The 15,790-nt window shown below is 70.7% G+C and carries 18 protein-coding genes and 1 pseudogene; 9 read left to right on the top strand and 10 right to left on the bottom strand.

The genetic code is table 11. From position 1 onward, the window contains the following. The first annotated feature begins 441 nt into the window (after positions 1-441). Positions 442-1,179: an ABC transporter ATP-binding protein gene (locus R2N01_RS08860; RefSeq protein WP_316670396.1), complete on the top strand. Its 738-nt coding sequence runs from the start codon at positions 442-444 to the stop codon at positions 1,177-1,179. Further along, complete coding sequence (locus R2N01_RS08855; RefSeq protein ID WP_316670395.1) at positions 1,166-1,915, top strand: ABC transporter permease; 750 nt, start codon at positions 1,166-1,168, stop codon at positions 1,913-1,915. Before R2N01_RS08860 ends, R2N01_RS08855 begins: the two co-directional genes overlap by 14 nt. Before the next feature lie 338 nt (positions 1,916-2,253). On the opposite strand, the gene R2N01_RS08850 is transcribed toward R2N01_RS08855, so the two are convergent. Further along, a complete protein-coding gene (locus R2N01_RS08850) occupies positions 2,254-2,895 on the bottom strand; it encodes a hypothetical protein (protein WP_316670394.1) in 642 nt (213 codons plus the stop codon). Between the two features lie 45 nt (positions 2,896-2,940). Between R2N01_RS08850 and R2N01_RS08845 the strand changes: the two genes are divergently transcribed. Continuing rightward, positions 2,941-3,348, top strand: coding sequence for a hypothetical protein (locus tag R2N01_RS08845; protein ID WP_316670392.1), 408 nt, complete (start codon positions 2,941-2,943; stop codon positions 3,346-3,348). Between the two features lie 490 nt (positions 3,349-3,838). Then, on the top strand, positions 3,839-4,276 hold the full coding sequence (locus tag R2N01_RS08840) for a metallopeptidase family protein (RefSeq protein WP_316670391.1): 438 nt from the start codon (positions 3,839-3,841) through the stop codon (positions 4,274-4,276). A 78-nt stretch (positions 4,277-4,354) separates the two neighbouring features. On the opposite strand, the gene R2N01_RS08835 is transcribed toward R2N01_RS08840, so the two are convergent. The 3 genes from R2N01_RS08835 to R2N01_RS08825 form a co-directional block, all read right to left on the bottom strand. Then, a complete protein-coding gene (locus R2N01_RS08835; protein ID WP_316670390.1) occupies positions 4,355-4,612 on the bottom strand; it encodes a WhiB family transcriptional regulator in 258 nt (85 codons plus the stop codon). Between the two features lie 222 nt (positions 4,613-4,834). Beyond that, positions 4,835-5,620 (bottom strand): hypothetical protein, encoded by a 786-nt coding sequence (locus R2N01_RS08830; RefSeq protein ID WP_316670388.1) that lies wholly within the window; start codon positions 5,618-5,620, stop codon positions 4,835-4,837. After that, on the bottom strand, positions 5,604-6,683 hold the full coding sequence (locus R2N01_RS08825) for a sugar phosphate nucleotidyltransferase (RefSeq protein ID WP_316670386.1): 1,080 nt from the start codon (positions 6,681-6,683) through the stop codon (positions 5,604-5,606). Before R2N01_RS08825 ends, R2N01_RS08830 begins: the two co-directional genes overlap by 17 nt. 228 nt (positions 6,684-6,911) lie before the next feature. On the opposite strand from R2N01_RS08825, the gene R2N01_RS08820 reads away from it, so the two are divergent. Next, the gene (locus R2N01_RS08820) at positions 6,912-8,192 is read left to right on the top strand and encodes an LCP family protein (protein ID WP_316670385.1); all 1,281 of its coding nucleotides are present in this window, start codon (positions 6,912-6,914) and stop codon (positions 8,190-8,192) included. Positions 8,193-8,226: 34 nt separating this feature from the next. Here R2N01_RS08820 and purE read toward each other — a convergent pair whose 3' ends face one another. Both purE and R2N01_RS08810 read right to left on the bottom strand, forming a co-directional pair. Next, a complete protein-coding gene (gene purE / locus R2N01_RS08815; RefSeq protein ID WP_316670384.1) occupies positions 8,227-8,733 on the bottom strand; it encodes a 5-(carboxyamino)imidazole ribonucleotide mutase in 507 nt (168 codons plus the stop codon). Further along, positions 8,726-9,892: a 5-(carboxyamino)imidazole ribonucleotide synthase gene (locus R2N01_RS08810; RefSeq protein ID WP_316670383.1), complete on the bottom strand. Its 1,167-nt coding sequence runs from the start codon at positions 9,890-9,892 to the stop codon at positions 8,726-8,728. Before R2N01_RS08810 ends, purE begins: the two co-directional genes overlap by 8 nt. A 37-nt stretch (positions 9,893-9,929) precedes the next feature. On the opposite strand from R2N01_RS08810, the gene R2N01_RS08805 reads away from it, so the two are divergent. After that, positions 9,930-10,646, top strand: a complete 717-nt coding sequence (locus R2N01_RS08805; protein WP_316670381.1) for a peptidase E — start codon at positions 9,930-9,932, stop codon at positions 10,644-10,646. On the opposite strand, the gene R2N01_RS08800 is transcribed toward R2N01_RS08805, so the two are convergent. The 3 genes from R2N01_RS08800 to R2N01_RS08790 form a co-directional block, all read right to left on the bottom strand. Then, positions 10,639-11,292, bottom strand: a complete 654-nt coding sequence (locus R2N01_RS08800) for a TetR/AcrR family transcriptional regulator (protein WP_316670380.1) — start codon at positions 11,290-11,292, stop codon at positions 10,639-10,641. The genes R2N01_RS08805 and R2N01_RS08800 overlap by 8 nt on opposite strands. A 133-nt stretch (positions 11,293-11,425) precedes the next feature. Then, positions 11,426-11,929 carry a PH domain-containing protein gene (locus R2N01_RS08795; protein WP_316670379.1) on the bottom strand — a complete coding sequence of 168 codons (504 nt, stop codon included), beginning with the start codon at positions 11,927-11,929 and terminating at the stop codon, positions 11,426-11,428. 35 nt (positions 11,930-11,964) lie between these two features. Next, complete coding sequence (locus R2N01_RS08790) at positions 11,965-12,756, bottom strand: biotin--[acetyl-CoA-carboxylase] ligase (RefSeq protein ID WP_316670378.1); 792 nt, start codon at positions 12,754-12,756, stop codon at positions 11,965-11,967. Positions 12,757-12,826: 70 nt separating this feature from the next. Here R2N01_RS08790 and R2N01_RS08785 point away from each other — a divergent pair, with 70 nt between their 5' ends. The 3 genes from R2N01_RS08785 (at position 12,827) to R2N01_RS08775 (ending at position 15,375) form a co-directional block, all read left to right on the top strand. Further along, positions 12,827-14,404 carry an acyl-CoA carboxylase subunit beta gene (locus R2N01_RS08785; protein WP_316670376.1) on the top strand — a complete coding sequence of 526 codons (1,578 nt, stop codon included), beginning with the start codon at positions 12,827-12,829 and terminating at the stop codon, positions 14,402-14,404. Then, positions 14,401-14,649 carry an acyl-CoA carboxylase epsilon subunit gene (locus R2N01_RS08780; RefSeq protein ID WP_316670375.1) on the top strand — a complete coding sequence of 83 codons (249 nt, stop codon included), beginning with the start codon at positions 14,401-14,403 and terminating at the stop codon, positions 14,647-14,649. Before R2N01_RS08785 ends, R2N01_RS08780 begins: the two co-directional genes overlap by 4 nt. 87 nt (positions 14,650-14,736) lie before the next feature. Then, entirely contained in the window at positions 14,737-15,375 is a 639-nt protein-coding gene (locus R2N01_RS08775) for a nucleoside triphosphate pyrophosphatase (protein ID WP_316670373.1), read from the top strand. Between the two features lie 35 nt (positions 15,376-15,410). Here R2N01_RS08775 and R2N01_RS08770 read toward each other — a convergent pair. Continuing rightward, positions 15,411-15,790: pseudogene (locus R2N01_RS08770) on the bottom strand (hypothetical protein); the annotation flags it as partial.

Below are 15,790 nucleotides of genomic sequence, written 5' to 3'. Positions count from 1 at the left end.
GCCGGGCGCGGGCCCGTCCGGCCAGCCGCCGGCCCCCGCCGCGCCGGAGCGCCGACCGGCCTCTACGCGCCCGGCCGGCCGCCGGAGCCCATCACCCCTGCTCTCCTGCCGCCGCACCCGCCCGGCCACAACCCCGCCGGGCACGCCCCGGGGGCACCGCCGAGAACCGCACCGCCGAGCTCCAGCACGAGACCCCCGACCAGACCTTCAGCGCGTCCGCCTCGCACACCACCGGCCACGCCCTCGACCACCACCCGCCCCCTGAAACCGAAAACGATCTCATCCCATGACGGCCATACTTGTACAGCTCCTGCGCGAGGCGTCATGGCAGGTACCCTGGGAGCGGCGCCACGGATCGACATGATGAGCTTTGTCGGTGATGAGGATCGCCTCCACGCGTGAGATTCGTTCCGGCCCTTGAACAGTGCGGGAAGGACGAAGATGACCAATCCACTCGAACTCCGCGACGTGACGAGGACACTCGCGGGGACCGAGGTTCTGAGGGGACTCAATCTCACCTCCAGCGCAGGCGAGTGCCGTGCTCTCGTGGGCATGAACGGCGCGGGCAAGACCACGACGCTCAGGATCGCACTCGGGATGCTCAGGCCCCACAGCGGGACCGTCCGGATCTTCGGCGAGACCCTCCCGGTACGGAACCGGAAACTCTGGGGCGGGGTGGGTCATCTCATCGAGACCCCGTTCTCCTATCCGGAGCTGACGGCGCGGGAGAACATACTCGCCTCCGGGTTGCTGCACGAGGCACCCGGGGATCAGCTGGAGCCCGAGATGACGGAGATTGCCGGTAAGCTCCGTCTCACCGCTTGGTTGGACAAGCCGGTGAGACGTCTGTCGCTCGGCACGAGGCAGAAGGTCGGGCTAGCAGCCGCCATGGTCCACCGGCCAACGCTCCTCATCCTCGACGAGCCCACCAACGGACTCGACCCCATCGCCATCGTGGGACTGCGCGAGCTCATCGCTGCGGCCGCCCATCGGGGAGCTGCGGTGCTCGTCACCAGCCACCACTTCGACGAGTTGGCCCGCATCGCTGATGCAGTCGACATCCTGCACCGAGGCAGGATCATCGACACCTTCTCCCCACGCGAGAGCGACCTGGAACGCAGATTCTTCACCACCATCCTCAACGCCGACGAGGAGGCGTCGCACGATGATCTTGTTTAGGCTCGAGCTGCGCAAGCTCAAGCGTTCCATGGTGACGCGGGTTGCCTCCATCACCGTGCTGCTGCTGGTCACGCTCACCAGCGTCGGAGGGTACGCAGCTTCACAGCTGGATCCCGGCTCCGCCATGGCCGCCAAGGCCGCCGTACTCGTGCAAGCCCCGGGATGGCACGGATTCGTCGGGTTGGCAGCGATGAGCGTCGGGATCGTGATGCTGCTGTCAACAGGGATCCTCATCGCATGGTCATTCGGACGCGAGTTCACCGATGGCACCATCGTCGGCCTGTTCGCGCTCCCGTCCAGCCCGTTGATGACGGCCTGGGCGAAGACAGGGGCGCTCCTGGCATGGGTGCTGGGCATGGCGGCCCTGTGCTCCCTGCTGACCGGGTTGGGCGGGATTGCGCTGGGGCTGCCTCTCGACGGTCTCGGCTTCGCGCTGGGGTCCGTGTGGACCGTGGCGGTACTTCTCGGCATCGGCGCCCTGCCCATCGGGTGGGTGGCAACAATCGGCTTCGGCTACTTGGCGGGGATCGCCGCGGCCCTGGGCCTGGTCGTGGTCACCAATCTCGCAGCCGGATTCGGGACGGGTGCGTGGATCCCTTGGGCGATCCCAGTGATGTGGGCGACTCCGGGCACGAACCTCCCCGCTGTGGCACTCGCGGCTCCGCTCCTGGTCGGGCTCCTCGGCGGAGCACTCACCCTGAACTCATGGCGCGTGCTCGAGCTCGGGGATCGCTGACCCCACGAAGAGATCCTCACCCGTGATGGTGACTGCGGGTCTGAGGGATGCCCTGGGGCTCGCACGCCACCGGCCACGGATCCGGGGATCTGCTGACCCTCGATGCGCATGGCCACAGTCGGTTCCGCATCTGACGCTGTGATGCAACGGCCGCGCTGATGACCCGAGCCCCCTCCTCGAACAGCGGGGCTCGGACGTCGCATCCCAGCTCCGCCACTGCAACTCCGGGAGCACGAGGGCGTGCACCCGTTCCTCCTCCCGACAGGTGAGCCGGAGGACGTCGGACCACGGGTCCGGGATTCACTCATGAGCCTCGGCCCAGGGCCTTGCGCACAATGTCAGCGACGGTGGTCGCCGCCGACCCTTGAACCATGCGGCGGTGGTCCTCGTCGAGGTTGACGGTCGTGAACTCGCTCAGGACCGTTCGCCCCGGACCGAGGCGTATGGTCGTCATGAAACGAAATCGTCTGTAACCTCGGGGTGAGGGGGTGTTCGAGGTCGTGGTCGAGAGCGCGACCGGTGATGTATGAGGCGAATGCTCCGAAGGTTTCTTCGGGGGTCTTGCGCCGCAGATCGAAGACGTGATCCTTGGCGGTTTCCCCCGACGCGCTCGACAGGATTGTGACCGGACGCGCACGACGGCAGGTGGACAGCTGTGATGCGTTCCAAGGCTGGCCCGGCTCGTAGCGACCGGTCGATGTTTTGGCGTGATGGAAGCCGGCGTTGTCCAGCACGACCGCGATCTTCTCACAGTCGGTTTCACATGAGGCCGGTCCGGTGCGGGGATGGTCTGCCCGGTGTCCCGGTTCGGCTCGATGGGATGGGGCCTCGATCGTCCTTACGGCCAGGGGCAGGGCGCCGAAGAACGACCGGGCCGCCTTCTCCCCGTCCACATGGATTTTCGTGCGCCGGCCCTTCGGGAGCCATGTTCTCCGGATCTCGACCTCGAAGACAGGTGCTCGTGAACCGTAAGGATCCATCCCATGCTGCTGCTCATGATCCCCGACTGCCCCTAGGTGTAGGTGATGGTGTTCCTGTACCAGGTGCCGGGGCTGTACTTCGTGTTCCAGGGCGTGCGGGAGAACCATGATGTGCACTTCTCCCCGCTGCTGCCGGTGCGCAAGCGCGATATCGCGCGCAGCTACATGGAGCCGGCCTGGATGGTGGAGCTCGCCCAGGTGGCGGCCTGCGTGCCGCTGGTGGCGGTGCGCTACCAGATCTCGCCGGCGCGCAACCCGGTGGGGATGGAGGCAAATATCGCGCTGCCGGGCGTGGGGCTGGTGGTGTTCGGCGTGTTCAACCTGGTCTTCTTCCCCATGCTCCTCAGGACGGGTTCGCGCCTGGGCGTGCCGGTGGCACTGGGCCTCCTTGGCCGCCTCGCTGGTCGGTATCGTGGCCGAGACCGGCGCGCACCTGGGCGGCACGCTCGGTGAGGTCTTCGCGGAGTGCTCTACGCTTCTCGGACACCGGTGAAAAATAGTGTTCTGAAAAATAGTGTTCCCGATATGCGGGGCAGAGGGCCTGGTCATGCCGGCGCCGAGGTACGGTGCCGGGTTCACCGGACGAGTCGTTCTCGGAGGTCGTTCAGCGGCCCCGCCCGGTCTGGCGGGCCGCGGGGCCTGTCGGGCAGGCCGGACGGGCCCCGCAGGAGTTCCACCGCCGGCGCGCCGGCGGTGACACGGCCCGAGTGGCATCACCCTGCGCCGCCGGGCCCGGCAAGGGGCCCGCGTCCGCCCGGCCGAAGAGAACGGCTCCGGACGGCGAGGCAGGCTTGCTCGATCATCTGATGGTCGGCACATCGGCACCGAAGGACTGTCCATCCATACCCAGATAACCAGATAAAGGGGAAGTCCCCTGTCGACCCCTTGCGTTCATCGACAACCCCGGGCCGCACCCCCCTCAGGAGGGCACTACCCTTGAGCCATGCGCACCAGGGACCGCCACGGAAGAGGCATCCGGGGGCCCATGGCCCTGCCGAACGATCTGACCGATCGCCCGCTGCACGCACCGGCGCGGCCGCGCGGGCGCGAGTACTTCATGCTGTGCATGCGCGACGCCACCGCGCGTATCGCCGAGCGCTGCCCCGACATCATCGACACCATCGACATCGGCGTGGACGAGGTCCCCGACTCGCGCACCCTGTGGCACGACCTGGGCGAGCGCGACGCCGTCCCGCTGGCGGCGGCCATCGAGTCGTCAGATCCCCAGCGCGCCCGCATCGTCGTCTTCCGGCGGCCGCTGGAGCGACGCGCCATCGACCGCGAGGACCTTCGACTGCTCGTGCACGAGACGCTAGTCGAGCAGATCGCGGCCCTCACCGGGCGCAGCATCGACGAGATCGATCCGGGGGACGGGGCCTGACCCCGGCGAGCCAGCAAGCTGAGAAGGAATGCGCCCGCCGTCACCGGCGGGCGCATGCCCGGTTCCTGGGCCGGGCGATCACACGGCACGACGACGCAGCCTGCGGCGCTCGCGCTCCGAAAGCCCGCCCCAGATGCCGAAGCGCTCGTCATGGGCGAGCGCGTACTCGAGGCACTCCCCGCGCACCGGGCAGGCCTGGCAGACCCTCTTGGCCTCTCGCGTGGAACCGCCCTTCTCGGGGAAGAATGCCTCCGGATCGGTTTGCGCGCAGAGGGCATGCTCACGCCACTTGAGCCCGCCGTCCTCACCGAGATCCACCAGCGACAGCTCGTGCATCTGCACATCCTCTCCATCGATCGGCACACCACCGGCGCACCGCTGAAAACCGCCGCAGAGCAGTCGGACACTGTATCCGCACGAGCGAACCGACGAACAACGTCGGCGGAATTACATGGATGAAAGTTATCACGAACGGCGCTTCGCCGCATGTTGACGAAGATTCAAACACTGGTGCACACAGACGCGCGCTCGTCCGCGAAGCCAGAGAACTCGGCGTGACTACGGGTCCTTCCGGTGACCGGAAGGGCCTTCTTCCGCTCTGAGAGGATTTCCGCCCTCGGATCCCTGCGGCGGAGCGGATGCCTGCTTCCGGCCGGCCGCCAGTTGCCCGGCCGTCAGCCACGGCCTGGACGGCGTCGCGCTCCCCCGCACCGGGGCGGGGCCCGCCTGCCCGCCCCGAGCGGGGCCGGAGACGAAGCCCTGCTGCCCGGCGGGGACGGCATCGCCGGCCCTGCTCCAAGTGCGCCCGACGGCCTGCTCGGGAGTCCACACGGCGCCCCGGGCCTGAGCCGCCGGGATCGCCTGCCCGGCCCGCTCCGCCCTGGCCGGGACGAGTCGCCACAGCACGACGGCAGCCGCGATCTTGGCGGCCACCTCGAGCAGCCCCCCGATGGTCTCGAGAACGCGCGAGAAGACCGATGCGTCAGCGCCGAGGACGCCGACGACGAGAATGAAGACGTCGTAGCAGGCGGCGACAGAGACGACGACGGCGGTGGTACGGGTCAGCGCTCTGGCCCGTCCGATCGTCCCCCTGACGAAAACGCAGACCAGGACCATGGCCACGTCGACGAGCACCCAGATGAGCGGCACGGAGGCGCCGGTCTGGCGGGCCGACGCGGACACGCCCATCGACTCGTGCGCCACGTTCCAGCCCAGCCGCACCCCGCCGAGGACTATGTAGACGACCGTCACGGCCACGACGAGCCAGGCGATCGGCTCGCGCATCTTGAGCAGGGTCCCGATCGTCCTGTTGCGCGGCCGGGTCCGTTCAGGCGAGCTCGGCACCGTACTGCTCCTTGACCGCGCCGACAAGGGACTTCACCTGCTGGGAGTCCGACAGCGGGCAGGCCAGGGTGGCCGTCGCGGTGCGCACGACGGCCATGTCCCTCAGGCCGGCGACGGCCAGCACGGACTGCTCCGGGTCGGCGTTGATGAGAAGGCAGCCGGTAGTGCCGGAGGCGACCACATTGCCGCGGCTGACGTTGCCGTCCCCGTCCCGGTCGAGCTCGGCGTGCAGATCGGCGAAGCTGCCGACATCGGCCCAGCGGGCGGCGAGCGCGACGCCGATGACATGGGCGCCGGCCTCGCCCCGGCTGACCGGTTCCATGACGCCGAAGTCGACGGAGGTCCTGAACAGGGTCGGATAGATCTCGTCCAGGCGCTCGGGATGGGCGGCCAGCTCGGTGATCCGCTCGTAGCTGGCGGGCAGCAGCGTACGCACCTGGTCGAGCAGCGTGGCGGCGCGCCAGACGAACATGCCGGCGTTCCACCAGTACTGGCCGCTGGCAACGTACCGGGCCGCGAGCCCGGCGTCCGGCTTCTCCTCGAACTCGAGGATCCGCGCCACATCGGTGAAGCCCTCGACCGCCTCGCCGCGATGCAGATAGCCGTAGCCGGTATGCGGTTCGGTGGGCACGATGCCGAAGGTGACGAGCGCGCGGTCATCGGCCTCGGCCACCTCGAAGGCGGTCCGCAGGCGGGAGGCGAACTCCTCGACCGGCTCGATGATCTGATCGGCGGTGACGACGGCGACGACGGCATCGGCGTCGCGGCGCACGAGCACGGCGGCGGGCCAGATGACGGCATTGAGGGAGTCGCGTCCGACGGGCTCTCCCAGCAGATTCCCGGGACGCAGCGCCGGCAGCTGGGCCGCCACCTCACCGGCGTAGGCGGCACCGGTGCAGACGAGGACGTTCTCCGGGGCGACGACGGACGCGACCCGCTCGAAGGCCAGCTGCAGCAGGCTGCGCCCCTCGATCATCCTGAGGAGCTGCTTCGGCTCGCCCCGACGGCTCAGGGGCCACAGGCGGGTGCCGGAACCACCGGCCATGATCACTGCGTATCTCACCTCCTCACCATAGGACCACGAACCGCCCGCAACGCCAGCGGCCACGCGATCCCGCGCCAATCGCCGGTGGACCCGAGGGGATGCGCCCCAGGAATCATCGGGATGCCCCCTGGGCGGACCCCGATCCGCATCAATCGCCCGGCTCTTCCCCGCCACGGGGCAGCAGGACAGGGCATTGCTGGCGCGGCCTGCCGGGAGCTGCTGGCCAGTGCCGCTACCTTGGATCCCATGGCTGACAGCAGGGACGAATCGGGCCGGCAGGAGGACCTGGACTGGCTCTACAACCGGGAGCCCGGCGACGGGGCGGCCCGGGCGCCCCGCGCCGCCCCGGCCACCAACATCTCCAACGACGCCGACATCCGCCGCCGCGAGCAGGCGTTCCTGGAACAGCACCGCCGACAGGTCGGGCAGTCGGGCGCCCCGCCCTACCGGTCCGCACCGCACCGGCACCCGGGCGCCGATCCGGTCCACCGCCGGCCGACCGCCCCAGCGGCGCCCGCCCCGGGCACGCGGCGCGGCAACCCGCCGCGGAGGACCCGGCGCAGACCGGCCCGCCGGGCGTTCAGCACCGTCGTCGTCCTGGCGCTGGCGTGGCTGCTGTTCACGATCGGCACGCCGATCTACGCCTGGGCCACGATGACGACCGTCGACTGGGAGCCGAGCTACTCGGGCCGGGTCGGCAACCAGCCGGGCACCGCGGTCCTGCTCGTCGGCTCCGACTCGCGCGAGGGCCTCAGCGAGGAGGAGGAGGCCGAGCTCGGCACCGGCGAGGCCGAGGGCCAGCGCACCGACTCGATCATGCTTCTCTACACGCCGATCATCGGCGACTCGGTGCTCGTCTCGATCCCCCGCGACTCCTACGTGACCATCCCCGGCTACGGCCGGTCGAAGATCAACGCCGCCTACAGCTACGGCGGGGCGCAGCTGCTCACCGAGACCGTCGAGCTGGCCACCGGCATGCGCATCGACGGCTTCATGGAGGTCGGTTTCGCCGGTTTCGCCGACATCGTCGACGCGGTGGGCGGCGTGGACGTCTGCCTGGACGAGCCGATGGCCGACGAGAAGGCCAACATCGACCTGCCCGCCGGCTGCCAGACCCTCGACGGGCCCAATGCGCTCGGTTACGTGCGCCACCGTTACGGCGACTCCGAGGGCGATCTGGGGCGCGCCCGCCGCCAGCGCGAGGTGATCGCCCAGATCGCCTCCAAGCTCAAGACCCCCTCCACCGTGCTCAACCCGGTGAAGTGGTGGAACATCAACCAGGCCCTGTCGGGCGCCCTCGACCGCGGCGAGGGCATGGGAGCCATCACGATGGCCCAGATGGCCAGAGGCGTCGTGTCGATCGCCGGCGGCAGCGGTACGAGCCTGCAGGTGCCCTTGGAGACGACCGACGGCTGGTCGGACGACGGCACCGAGTCGGTCGTCATCTGGGACTCCGAGCGCGCCTCGGCGATGTTCCAGGAGCTCTCCGAGGGCGACACGAGCAACATCGCCCAGTACGCCGGCTGAGCCCGGCCGGCCGCCGCGAGCCCTACCGCCCCTACTACTCGGCCCTGCGGCCGCGCACCCTCGCGCCCTTGTCGAGGGCCGCCCGGCGCAAGCCGGCCTGGAAGCGGACCATCTTGGCGGTGAGCTCCGGGTCGCCACCGGCCAGGATGCGCACGGCCAGCAGGCCGGCGTTGCGGGCACTGCCGATGGCGACGGTGGCCACGGGCACGCCGGCGGGCATCTGGACGATCGACAGCAGCGAGTCCATGCCCTCCAGGTGCTTGAGCGCGACGGGGACGCCGATGACCGGTAGGGGTGTCAGGGCGGCGAGCATGCCCGGTAGGTGGGCCGCCCCCCCGGCGCCGGCGATGATGACGCGCAGGCCGCGCTCATGGGCGCCCCTCCCGTAGGCGACCATGTCCTCGGGCATGCGGTGCGCCGAGACGACATCGGCCTCGTAGGCGACGCCGAACTCCTCCAGGGCCCCGGCGGCCGGTTCCATCGTCGGCCAGTCCGAGTCGGAGCCCATCACGATCCCCACCGGGGGCGCGGTTTCAGACATCGGGCCGCCCCATCAGATCGGCGGCCGCGGTGCGGGCGCGCGCCCGCACCTGGTCGCAGTCGTCGCCGTAGGCCGTCACGTGGCCGCGCTTGCGGCCCGGACGCAGGCTCTTGCCGTAGAACTGCGGACGCAGGCCGGGGTCGGCGGCGGCCACATGAGCGAAGTCGCCCGCGGAGTCGGCGCTGCGTCCGCCCAGCACGTTGCGCATCGTGCACCAGGGCGCGCGGGCGGCCGTCGAGCCGAGCGGCAGTCCGACGACGGCGCGAAGATGGTTCTCGAACTGGCTGGTCACCGCGCCGTCGATCGTCCAGTGGCCGGTGTTGTGCGGGCGCATGGCCAACTCGTTGACGACGACGCCGCCGTCGGGGCGCTCCATGAGCTCGACGGCGAGCAGGCCGACGACGCCGAGCGCGTCGGCGATGCGCAGGCCCAGGGCCTGGATGGCGTTCTTCCGGTCCTCGGACATGCCCGGCACCGGCGTAGTGGTCTCGACGCAGACGCCGCCGGCCTGGACGGTCTCGCTGACCGGATAGGAGAGGGCCCGTCCGTCGAGGCCGCGCACGACGATGACCGACAACTCGCGGGTGAAATCGACGAATTCCTCCCCGATGACGGCGACCGGTCCGCCGGCGCTCACCGGCAGCGACTCGGCGAAGGGGATCCCGACGTCGTCCGGGCCGTCGAGCCTCCACACGCCGTGCCCGTCGTACCCGCCGCGGGAGGCCTTGGCCACGACCGGCCAGCCGGTCCGGTCGCCGAAGGCGCGCAGCTCGCCGGCGTCGGCGCAGACGCGCCAGGCCGGGCAGGGCAGGCCGAGCTCGCCGCCGAGGCGCTCGCGCATGAGCCGCTTGTCCTGGGCGTGGACGAGGGCCGCCGGGCCGGGGCGGACGGCGAGGCCGGCGGCCTCGAGCCCGGCGAGCAGGCCGGTGGGCCCGTGTTCGTGGTCGAAGGTGATGACGTCGCAGCCGGCGGCGAAGCCCTTGACGGTGGCCGGGTCGGCGCAGTCGCCGACGGTCACGTCGCGGACGACCCTGGCGGCGCTCACATCGGGGGCCTCGGCGAGCAGTCGCACCGCCAGGTCCAGGCCGATCGCCGCCTCGTACATCATGCGGGCCAGCTGCCCGCCGCCGATGATCCCGACCGTATGCGCCGTATTCACGGTCCAACCCTAATGGCGGGCGTGAAAGGATTGGTTCATGAGCACTCACATCGTGGCAATGGGCGGCGGCGGCTTCTCCATGTCGAGCAATGGCGCCCCCACGAGCCTGGACCGTTACATCGTCGACCTGGCCGACAGGCGCGCCCCGCTCGTCTGCTTCGCCCCCACCGCCTCGGCCGACAACGCCACATACATCAACCGCTTCCTCATGGCCTACTCGGGGCTCGGCGTGCGGACGATGGTGCTCACCCTGTGGCAGGGCGCGGCCGAGTCGGTGCGCCGCCTGCCCGAGGCCGACGTCGTGCTGGTCGGTGGCGGCAACACCGCCAACCTGATGGCCCTGTGGGAGGCCCACGGCGTCTCCAGCGCCCTGCGCCGGATGGCCGACGACGCCGACCGCACCACCGTCCTCGGCGGTGTCTCGGCCGGCGCCGCCTGCTGGTTCGAGGGCTGCCTGACCGACGCCTTCGGAGACCTGCGCGGCTGGCGCGGCGGCCTGGGGCTGCTGGCCGGCAGCTTCTGCCCGCACCTGGACGGCGAGGACCGCGGCGCGGTCTACACGCAGGCCGTCGCCTCCGGCATGATCCCCGGCGGCTACGCGGTCGACGACGGCGCGGCCCTGCACTTCGTCGACGGCAGGCTGTCGAAGGCGCTCGCCGAGCGCGAGGGCGCTCACGCCATGCACGTCATGCCGAGCGGCGAGCCCACCGCCTCGGGCGTCCTCACCGAGATCCTCAATCCCGAACTCATCTGAGCCGTCGGCCGCGCGGCGGCCGGGGGCTCACGCCCCGGTGCGGCCGGCCGGCCGCGGGCTCCTCCTCGAACACGTCGATGAGCGCACGCACCGCCCTGCCCAGCGAGTCGCGAGCCTCGTCGAGGCCGATCGAATGGCGCTCCACGGCATTCATGGTGGACATCAGGATCCCTTGCGTCATGACGCCGCCGATGCGCGCCCTGGCCGGGTTGATCCGGCCCCAGAGCCGGCCGAGCCCGCTGAAGAGGGTGGCATGGGCCTTGCCGACATTGCGCGCGGCACTCGGCCTGAGGCGCCCGTCCCCGACACGCATCAGCCAGCCGTGCCCGGCGATGGTGGCCTGCTCGAGATTGGCGATGGTCCAGGCGACGATCTGCTCGCGCGGGTCGTTGCTGCCGTCCACGGCCTCCTGGACGGCCCTGAACCAGCCGGGCATGTACCGTTCGACGACGAGACCGCGCAGGTCGTCGATGGATTCGACGTAGCGGTAGATGGAGTTGCGGGCGACACCGGCCCTGGAGCTCACCGCCCCGGCGGTGAGGGCGGCGGGGCCCTCCTCGCGCAGGATCTGCTCGGCCGCGTCGATGAGGGAGGTCATGACCTGCTCGTGGTGCTCGCGCACCGTCGGCGCGTTGATCTTCGGCATAAGCCCCACTTCCCCTCGACCGCTTCCCCGCCCCGGCGTCGTCGCAGCCGGCCCACCGCGAAGCGCGGGGCCGTCGGACCGGTGCGGACCCTGCACCGATGGTATCGGGCGGCCCCGATCGGCCTCAATGATCTCACATCGGCTGGCCCTGGCCGTCGTCGACCGCGTAGACCAGCTCACCGAGCATGCGCTGCACGCCCGCCAGGTCGGGCACGGAGCGCAGCCGGAGGGGCGCCGGCCCCTGCGTGTCGATGACGACCGTGCCCGAGCCGAAGACCCTGTCGGCGAGGCTGCGGCGGTACGAGATCTCGGTCACGCGGTTCAGCGCGACGTCCACCCCGGCGCGGCGGACGATACCGGTGCGCACCATGATGCGGCGGCTCGTGACCGTATAGGTGGTGGACGCCCAGCGCAGCACCGGCATCAGGACGAGGGCGAGAGCGGCGAGGGCGAAGAGGACGACGAGCGCCCAGGTACCGATCGGCTTCACAGCGGCCGGCAGCGCCGCCAGCAGTACGCCGAGGCCGGCGGCCAGGGCGAACAGCGCCAGCACGGGCCAGGCCAGCACCCGTCCGTGAGCACGGCAGTGGACCACCCTGTACTCGTCGTCGGCGAGCCCGCCACGTCGTCTGCGCATTGCCCCATTGTTGCGCGCTTGGGCCCGGCCCCGGTTCAGCGCAGGTGGACGACGTCGCCTGCGCTGTAGGCGCGGCGGTTCCCGACCGCGTCCTCGACGACGATGGCGCCCGAGTCGTCCACGTCGACGGCCGTGGCCTCGACGACGGCGGTCCCCGTGGCGGCGGCGTCCTGGTGGAGCCGGATGGCGCGGCCGATGGTGGCGCAGTTGGCCAGGAAGCCCTCGCGCACCTGCCCGGCGGCCTGCCAGCGCTCGAACCAGCGCTGCAGGGCCGTCAGGATCTCGGCGGTCAGCCCGTCCTTCTCGTGCGGGAGCCCCGCCAGGTACAGCGAGCCGGCGGTCGGGACGGGCAGCTCGTCCTCGCCCATCGAGATGTTCACCCCCCAGCCGAGAACGGCCGTGTCCCCGACGCGCTCGCACAGGATGCCGCAGATCTTCCGGCCGTCCAGCAGCACGTCGTTGGGCCACTTCAGGGTGAAGCGGCCAGGCTCGGCGCCGGTGTGGCGCTCGGCGCCCTCGCGCACGGCCAGGCCGACGAGGATGCTCAGCCAGCCCCAGCGGTCCGGCGCCGGCTCGGGCGCGACGAGGGCCGACATGGCGGTCGCGGCTCCGGGGACGTCCCGCCACCGGCGGTCGAAGCGGCCGTGGCCGGCGACCTGGTGCTCGGTGACGATGACCAGCCCGGGTCGCGCACCGGCGCGGGCCCGGGCGGCGAGGTCCTCGTTGGTCGAGCCGGTCCGCGCGTACCACTCGATGGGCCCCCAGCAGCTGTCCGGACCGAGCAGCTCGATCAGGTGGGGCACGTTCAGCGGGGCTGTGGTTGGCACGGCCAGCAGTCTATGCGGCCGGCGGAGCGCACGACCGGCGGGCCGCGGCCCGCCCGCTAAGGTGGGGCCCATGGCAACGGACCCGCACACCACCGCCGAGAAGCTCGCCGATCTCGGCGAGCGCATCGACGAGGCCATCCACGCCGCCTCCCCGCGCAGCGTCGAGAAGCAGCACGCCCGTGGCAAGATGACCGCCCGCGAGCGCATCCTCGCCCTGCTGGACGAGGGCACCTTCACCGAGATGGACGAGTTCGCCCGCCACCGCTCGCACGCCTTCGGCATGGAGAGGCACCGCCCCTACTCCGACGGTGTCATCATCGGCCTGGGCAACATCCACGAGCGCCCGGTCTGCGTGTTCAGCCAGGACGTCGGGGTCTACGGCGGCTCCCTCGGCCAGGTCTACGGGGAGAAGATCTGCAAGATCATCGACTTCGCCGTCAAGACCGGCGTCCCGCTCATCGGCATCAACGAGGGCGGCGGCGCGCGCATCCAGGAGGGCGTCGTCTCGCTCGGCATGTACGGCGAGATCTTCCGCCGCAACACGATGGCCTCCGGCGTCATACCCCAGATCAGCCTCATCATGGGCGCCGCGGCAGGCGGCCACGTCTACTCGCCGGCCCTGACCGACTTCGTCGTCATGGTCGACCAGACCAGCCAGATGTTCATCACCGGCCCCGAGGTCATCCGCACCGTCACCGGCGAGGACGTCTCGATGGAGGAGCTCGGCGGCGGCCGCACCCACAACACCATCGCCGGCAACGCCCACTACCTGGCCACCGGCGACGCCGACGCCATCGAGTACGTGCGCGATCTCATCACCTATCTGCCCCAGAACAACCTGGAGGACCCACCGGTCTACGACTACCCCGACGACATCGACGTGCCGATCACCGACCGCGACCACAGTCTCGACGTGCTGATCCCCGATTCGCCGGCCCAGGTCTACGACATGCGCGAGGTCATCCGCACCGTCGTCGACGACGAGGACTTCCTGGAGGTCATGGCGCTGTACGCCCCCAACGTCATCTGCGGCTTCGGGCGCGTCGAGGGCCGCTCGATCGGCGTCGTCGCCAACCAGCCGATGAACCTGGCCGGCTGCCTGGACATCAACGCCTCGGAGAAGGCCGCCCGTTTCGTGCGCACCTGCGACTCCTTCAACATCCCGGTACTGACCTTCGTCGACGTGCCCGGCTTCCTGCCCGGCGTCGAGCAGGAGCACAACGGCATCATCCACCGCGGTGCGAAACTCATCTACGCCTACGCCGAGGCCTCCGTGCCGAAGATGACGGTCATCACCCGCAAGGCCTACGGCGGCGCCTACATCGTCATGGGCTCCAAGCACCTGGGCGCCGACGTCAACCTGGCCTGGCCGACCGCCCAGATCGCCGTCATGGGCTCCGGGGGCGCGGTCAACATCCTGTACCGCAGGCAGCTGGCCGAGTCGGCCGATCCCGACGCCGAGCGCGAGCGCCTCAGGCGGGAGTACGACGAGGAGCTGTCGAACCCCTACGTGGCCGCCGAGCGCGGTTACGTCGACCAGGTGGTCTATCCGCATGAGACGCGCTCGCAGGTGATCCGCTTCCTGCGCCTGCTGCGCTCCAAACGCGAGGTCCTGCCGCCCAAGAAGCACGGGAACATCCCGCTATGAGCAATCTGCCGCACACGCCGCCGCACAGCATCGTCGAGTCGGCCGAGGGCGTGCAGATAGCGCGCGGCAACCCGACCGACGAGGAGATCGGCGCCCTCGCGGTCGTCCTGGCGGCCGTACTCGCCGAGGCCTCGATCCACGAGAACCAGGACCGCAACGAGGTGCCGGGCTGGAAGTCGTACTGGCGCGTGATCCGCCAGCCGCTGGTACCCGGACGGGAGTTCTGGCGCGGCTCGCTGCGCTGATCCCGCCCGCAGGGGAAGGCCGTTCATCGCCTGCGCACGAGCGCCACGAACACAGCGCCCTCCCGGGCGCGGAAAGGGAGAGGAGAAATGCAGCTCATCCTGGCGTCCTCGTCACGGGCCCGGCTGGAGACCCTGCGCGCGGCGGGGCTGCTGCCGGTCTCGATCCCGCCGGAGATCGACGAGACGGCCCGCATCGACGAGTCGGTCACCGAACTGACCTGCCGTCTGGCCCGCCAGAAGGGCGAGGGCGTGCTGAAGATCCTGGGCGAACGCAATCTGCTCGACCGCGAGACCATCCTGCTGGCCTGCGACACGATGCTCGAGTTCGAGGGCCGCACCTACGGCAAGCCGGGGACGAAGGCCTCCGTGGTCTCGCGCTGGATGCGCATGCGCGGGCGCCAGGGCATCATCCACACCGGCCACTACGTCGCCGTCGTACGCGACGGGCGGCTCACGGAGGACACCCGCGAGGCGGCCACCGTGCTGTCCTTCGCCGACCTGACCGAGCAGGAGATCGCCGACTACGCGGCCACCGGCGAGCCCCAGGCGGTCGCCGGCGGTTTCACCATCGACTCCTTCGGCGGCCCGTTCATCACCCGCATCGAGGGCGACCCGCACAATGTGGTCGGCATCTCGCTGCCGCTCGTGCGCCAGATCCTGCTCGACCTGGGCGTGGCGTGGTTCGACCTGTGGCCGATCCCGCCGGGCACCCAGGCCCGCGACTGAGCCACGCGCCCGGCGGGCGGGCCGGGGCGCGTGGCCTACTCCCGGCGGCGCAGCGTCAGGCCCGCCTGCTCGTCGGTCATCGTGAAGGCGCCCTGCCAGCCGCCGCCGGAGAAGACGATCGAGTCGCCGCTGGAGCCCTCGATCGCCCAGCCCATGGACGGCAGGGCCGCCATGAGGTAGTCGTGCACCCGGCGACCCTGCGAGCCGTCCGTGATGAGCGTCACCACATCGGTCTGGTCGACGCGCTCGGACAGGACGAGGCCGGCCGGCACGGTGAAGCCCTCGGGCCCGTTGCGGAAACCCAGCTCGGTCAGCGCCACCCCCGGCAGGTCCGCATCCGGGCTCGTCGGCGCCTGTGCGCCGGACGAGGAGCCCGCGCCCGAGGCCGCGGCCTCCGACACCGCCTGCACCGTCC

Origin of the sequence: uncultured Propionibacterium sp., from assembly GCF_963539965.1 — a bacterium.
Taxonomy (GTDB): domain Bacteria; phylum Actinomycetota; class Actinomycetes; order Propionibacteriales; family Propionibacteriaceae; genus Propionibacterium.
This window is presented reverse-complemented; position numbering and strand designations above follow the sequence as displayed.

What these genes read in the sequence shown, in the direction of transcription:
- R2N01_RS08860 (WP_316670396.1), top strand. Translation starts at nt 442, where the DNA reads ATGACCAATCCACTCGAACTCCGCGACGTGACGAGGACACTCGCGGGG.
- R2N01_RS08855 (WP_316670395.1), top strand. Translation starts at nt 1,166, where the DNA reads ATGATCTTGTTTAGGCTCGAGCTGCGCAAGCTCAAGCGTTCCATGGTG.
- R2N01_RS08850 (WP_316670394.1), bottom strand. Translation starts at nt 2,895, where the DNA reads ATGGATCCTTACGGTTCACGAGCACCTGTCTTCGAGGTCGAGATCCGG.
- R2N01_RS08845 (WP_316670392.1), top strand. Translation starts at nt 2,941, where the DNA reads ATGGTGTTCCTGTACCAGGTGCCGGGGCTGTACTTCGTGTTCCAGGGC.
- R2N01_RS08840 (WP_316670391.1), top strand. Translation starts at nt 3,839, where the DNA reads ATGCGCACCAGGGACCGCCACGGAAGAGGCATCCGGGGGCCCATGGCC.
- R2N01_RS08835 (WP_316670390.1), bottom strand. Translation starts at nt 4,612, where the DNA reads ATGCACGAGCTGTCGCTGGTGGATCTCGGTGAGGACGGCGGGCTCAAG.
- R2N01_RS08820 (WP_316670385.1), top strand. Translation starts at nt 6,912, where the DNA reads ATGGCTGACAGCAGGGACGAATCGGGCCGGCAGGAGGACCTGGACTGG.
- purE (WP_316670384.1), bottom strand. Translation starts at nt 8,733, where the DNA reads ATGTCTGAAACCGCGCCCCCGGTGGGGATCGTGATGGGCTCCGACTCG.
- R2N01_RS08805 (WP_316670381.1), top strand. Translation starts at nt 9,930, where the DNA reads ATGAGCACTCACATCGTGGCAATGGGCGGCGGCGGCTTCTCCATGTCG.
- R2N01_RS08800 (WP_316670380.1), bottom strand. Translation starts at nt 11,292, where the DNA reads ATGCCGAAGATCAACGCGCCGACGGTGCGCGAGCACCACGAGCAGGTC.
- R2N01_RS08795 (WP_316670379.1), bottom strand. Translation starts at nt 11,929, where the DNA reads ATGCGCAGACGACGTGGCGGGCTCGCCGACGACGAGTACAGGGTGGTC.
- R2N01_RS08785 (WP_316670376.1), top strand. Translation starts at nt 12,827, where the DNA reads ATGGCAACGGACCCGCACACCACCGCCGAGAAGCTCGCCGATCTCGGC.
- R2N01_RS08780 (WP_316670375.1), top strand. Translation starts at nt 14,401, where the DNA reads ATGAGCAATCTGCCGCACACGCCGCCGCACAGCATCGTCGAGTCGGCC.
- R2N01_RS08775 (WP_316670373.1), top strand. Translation starts at nt 14,737, where the DNA reads ATGCAGCTCATCCTGGCGTCCTCGTCACGGGCCCGGCTGGAGACCCTG.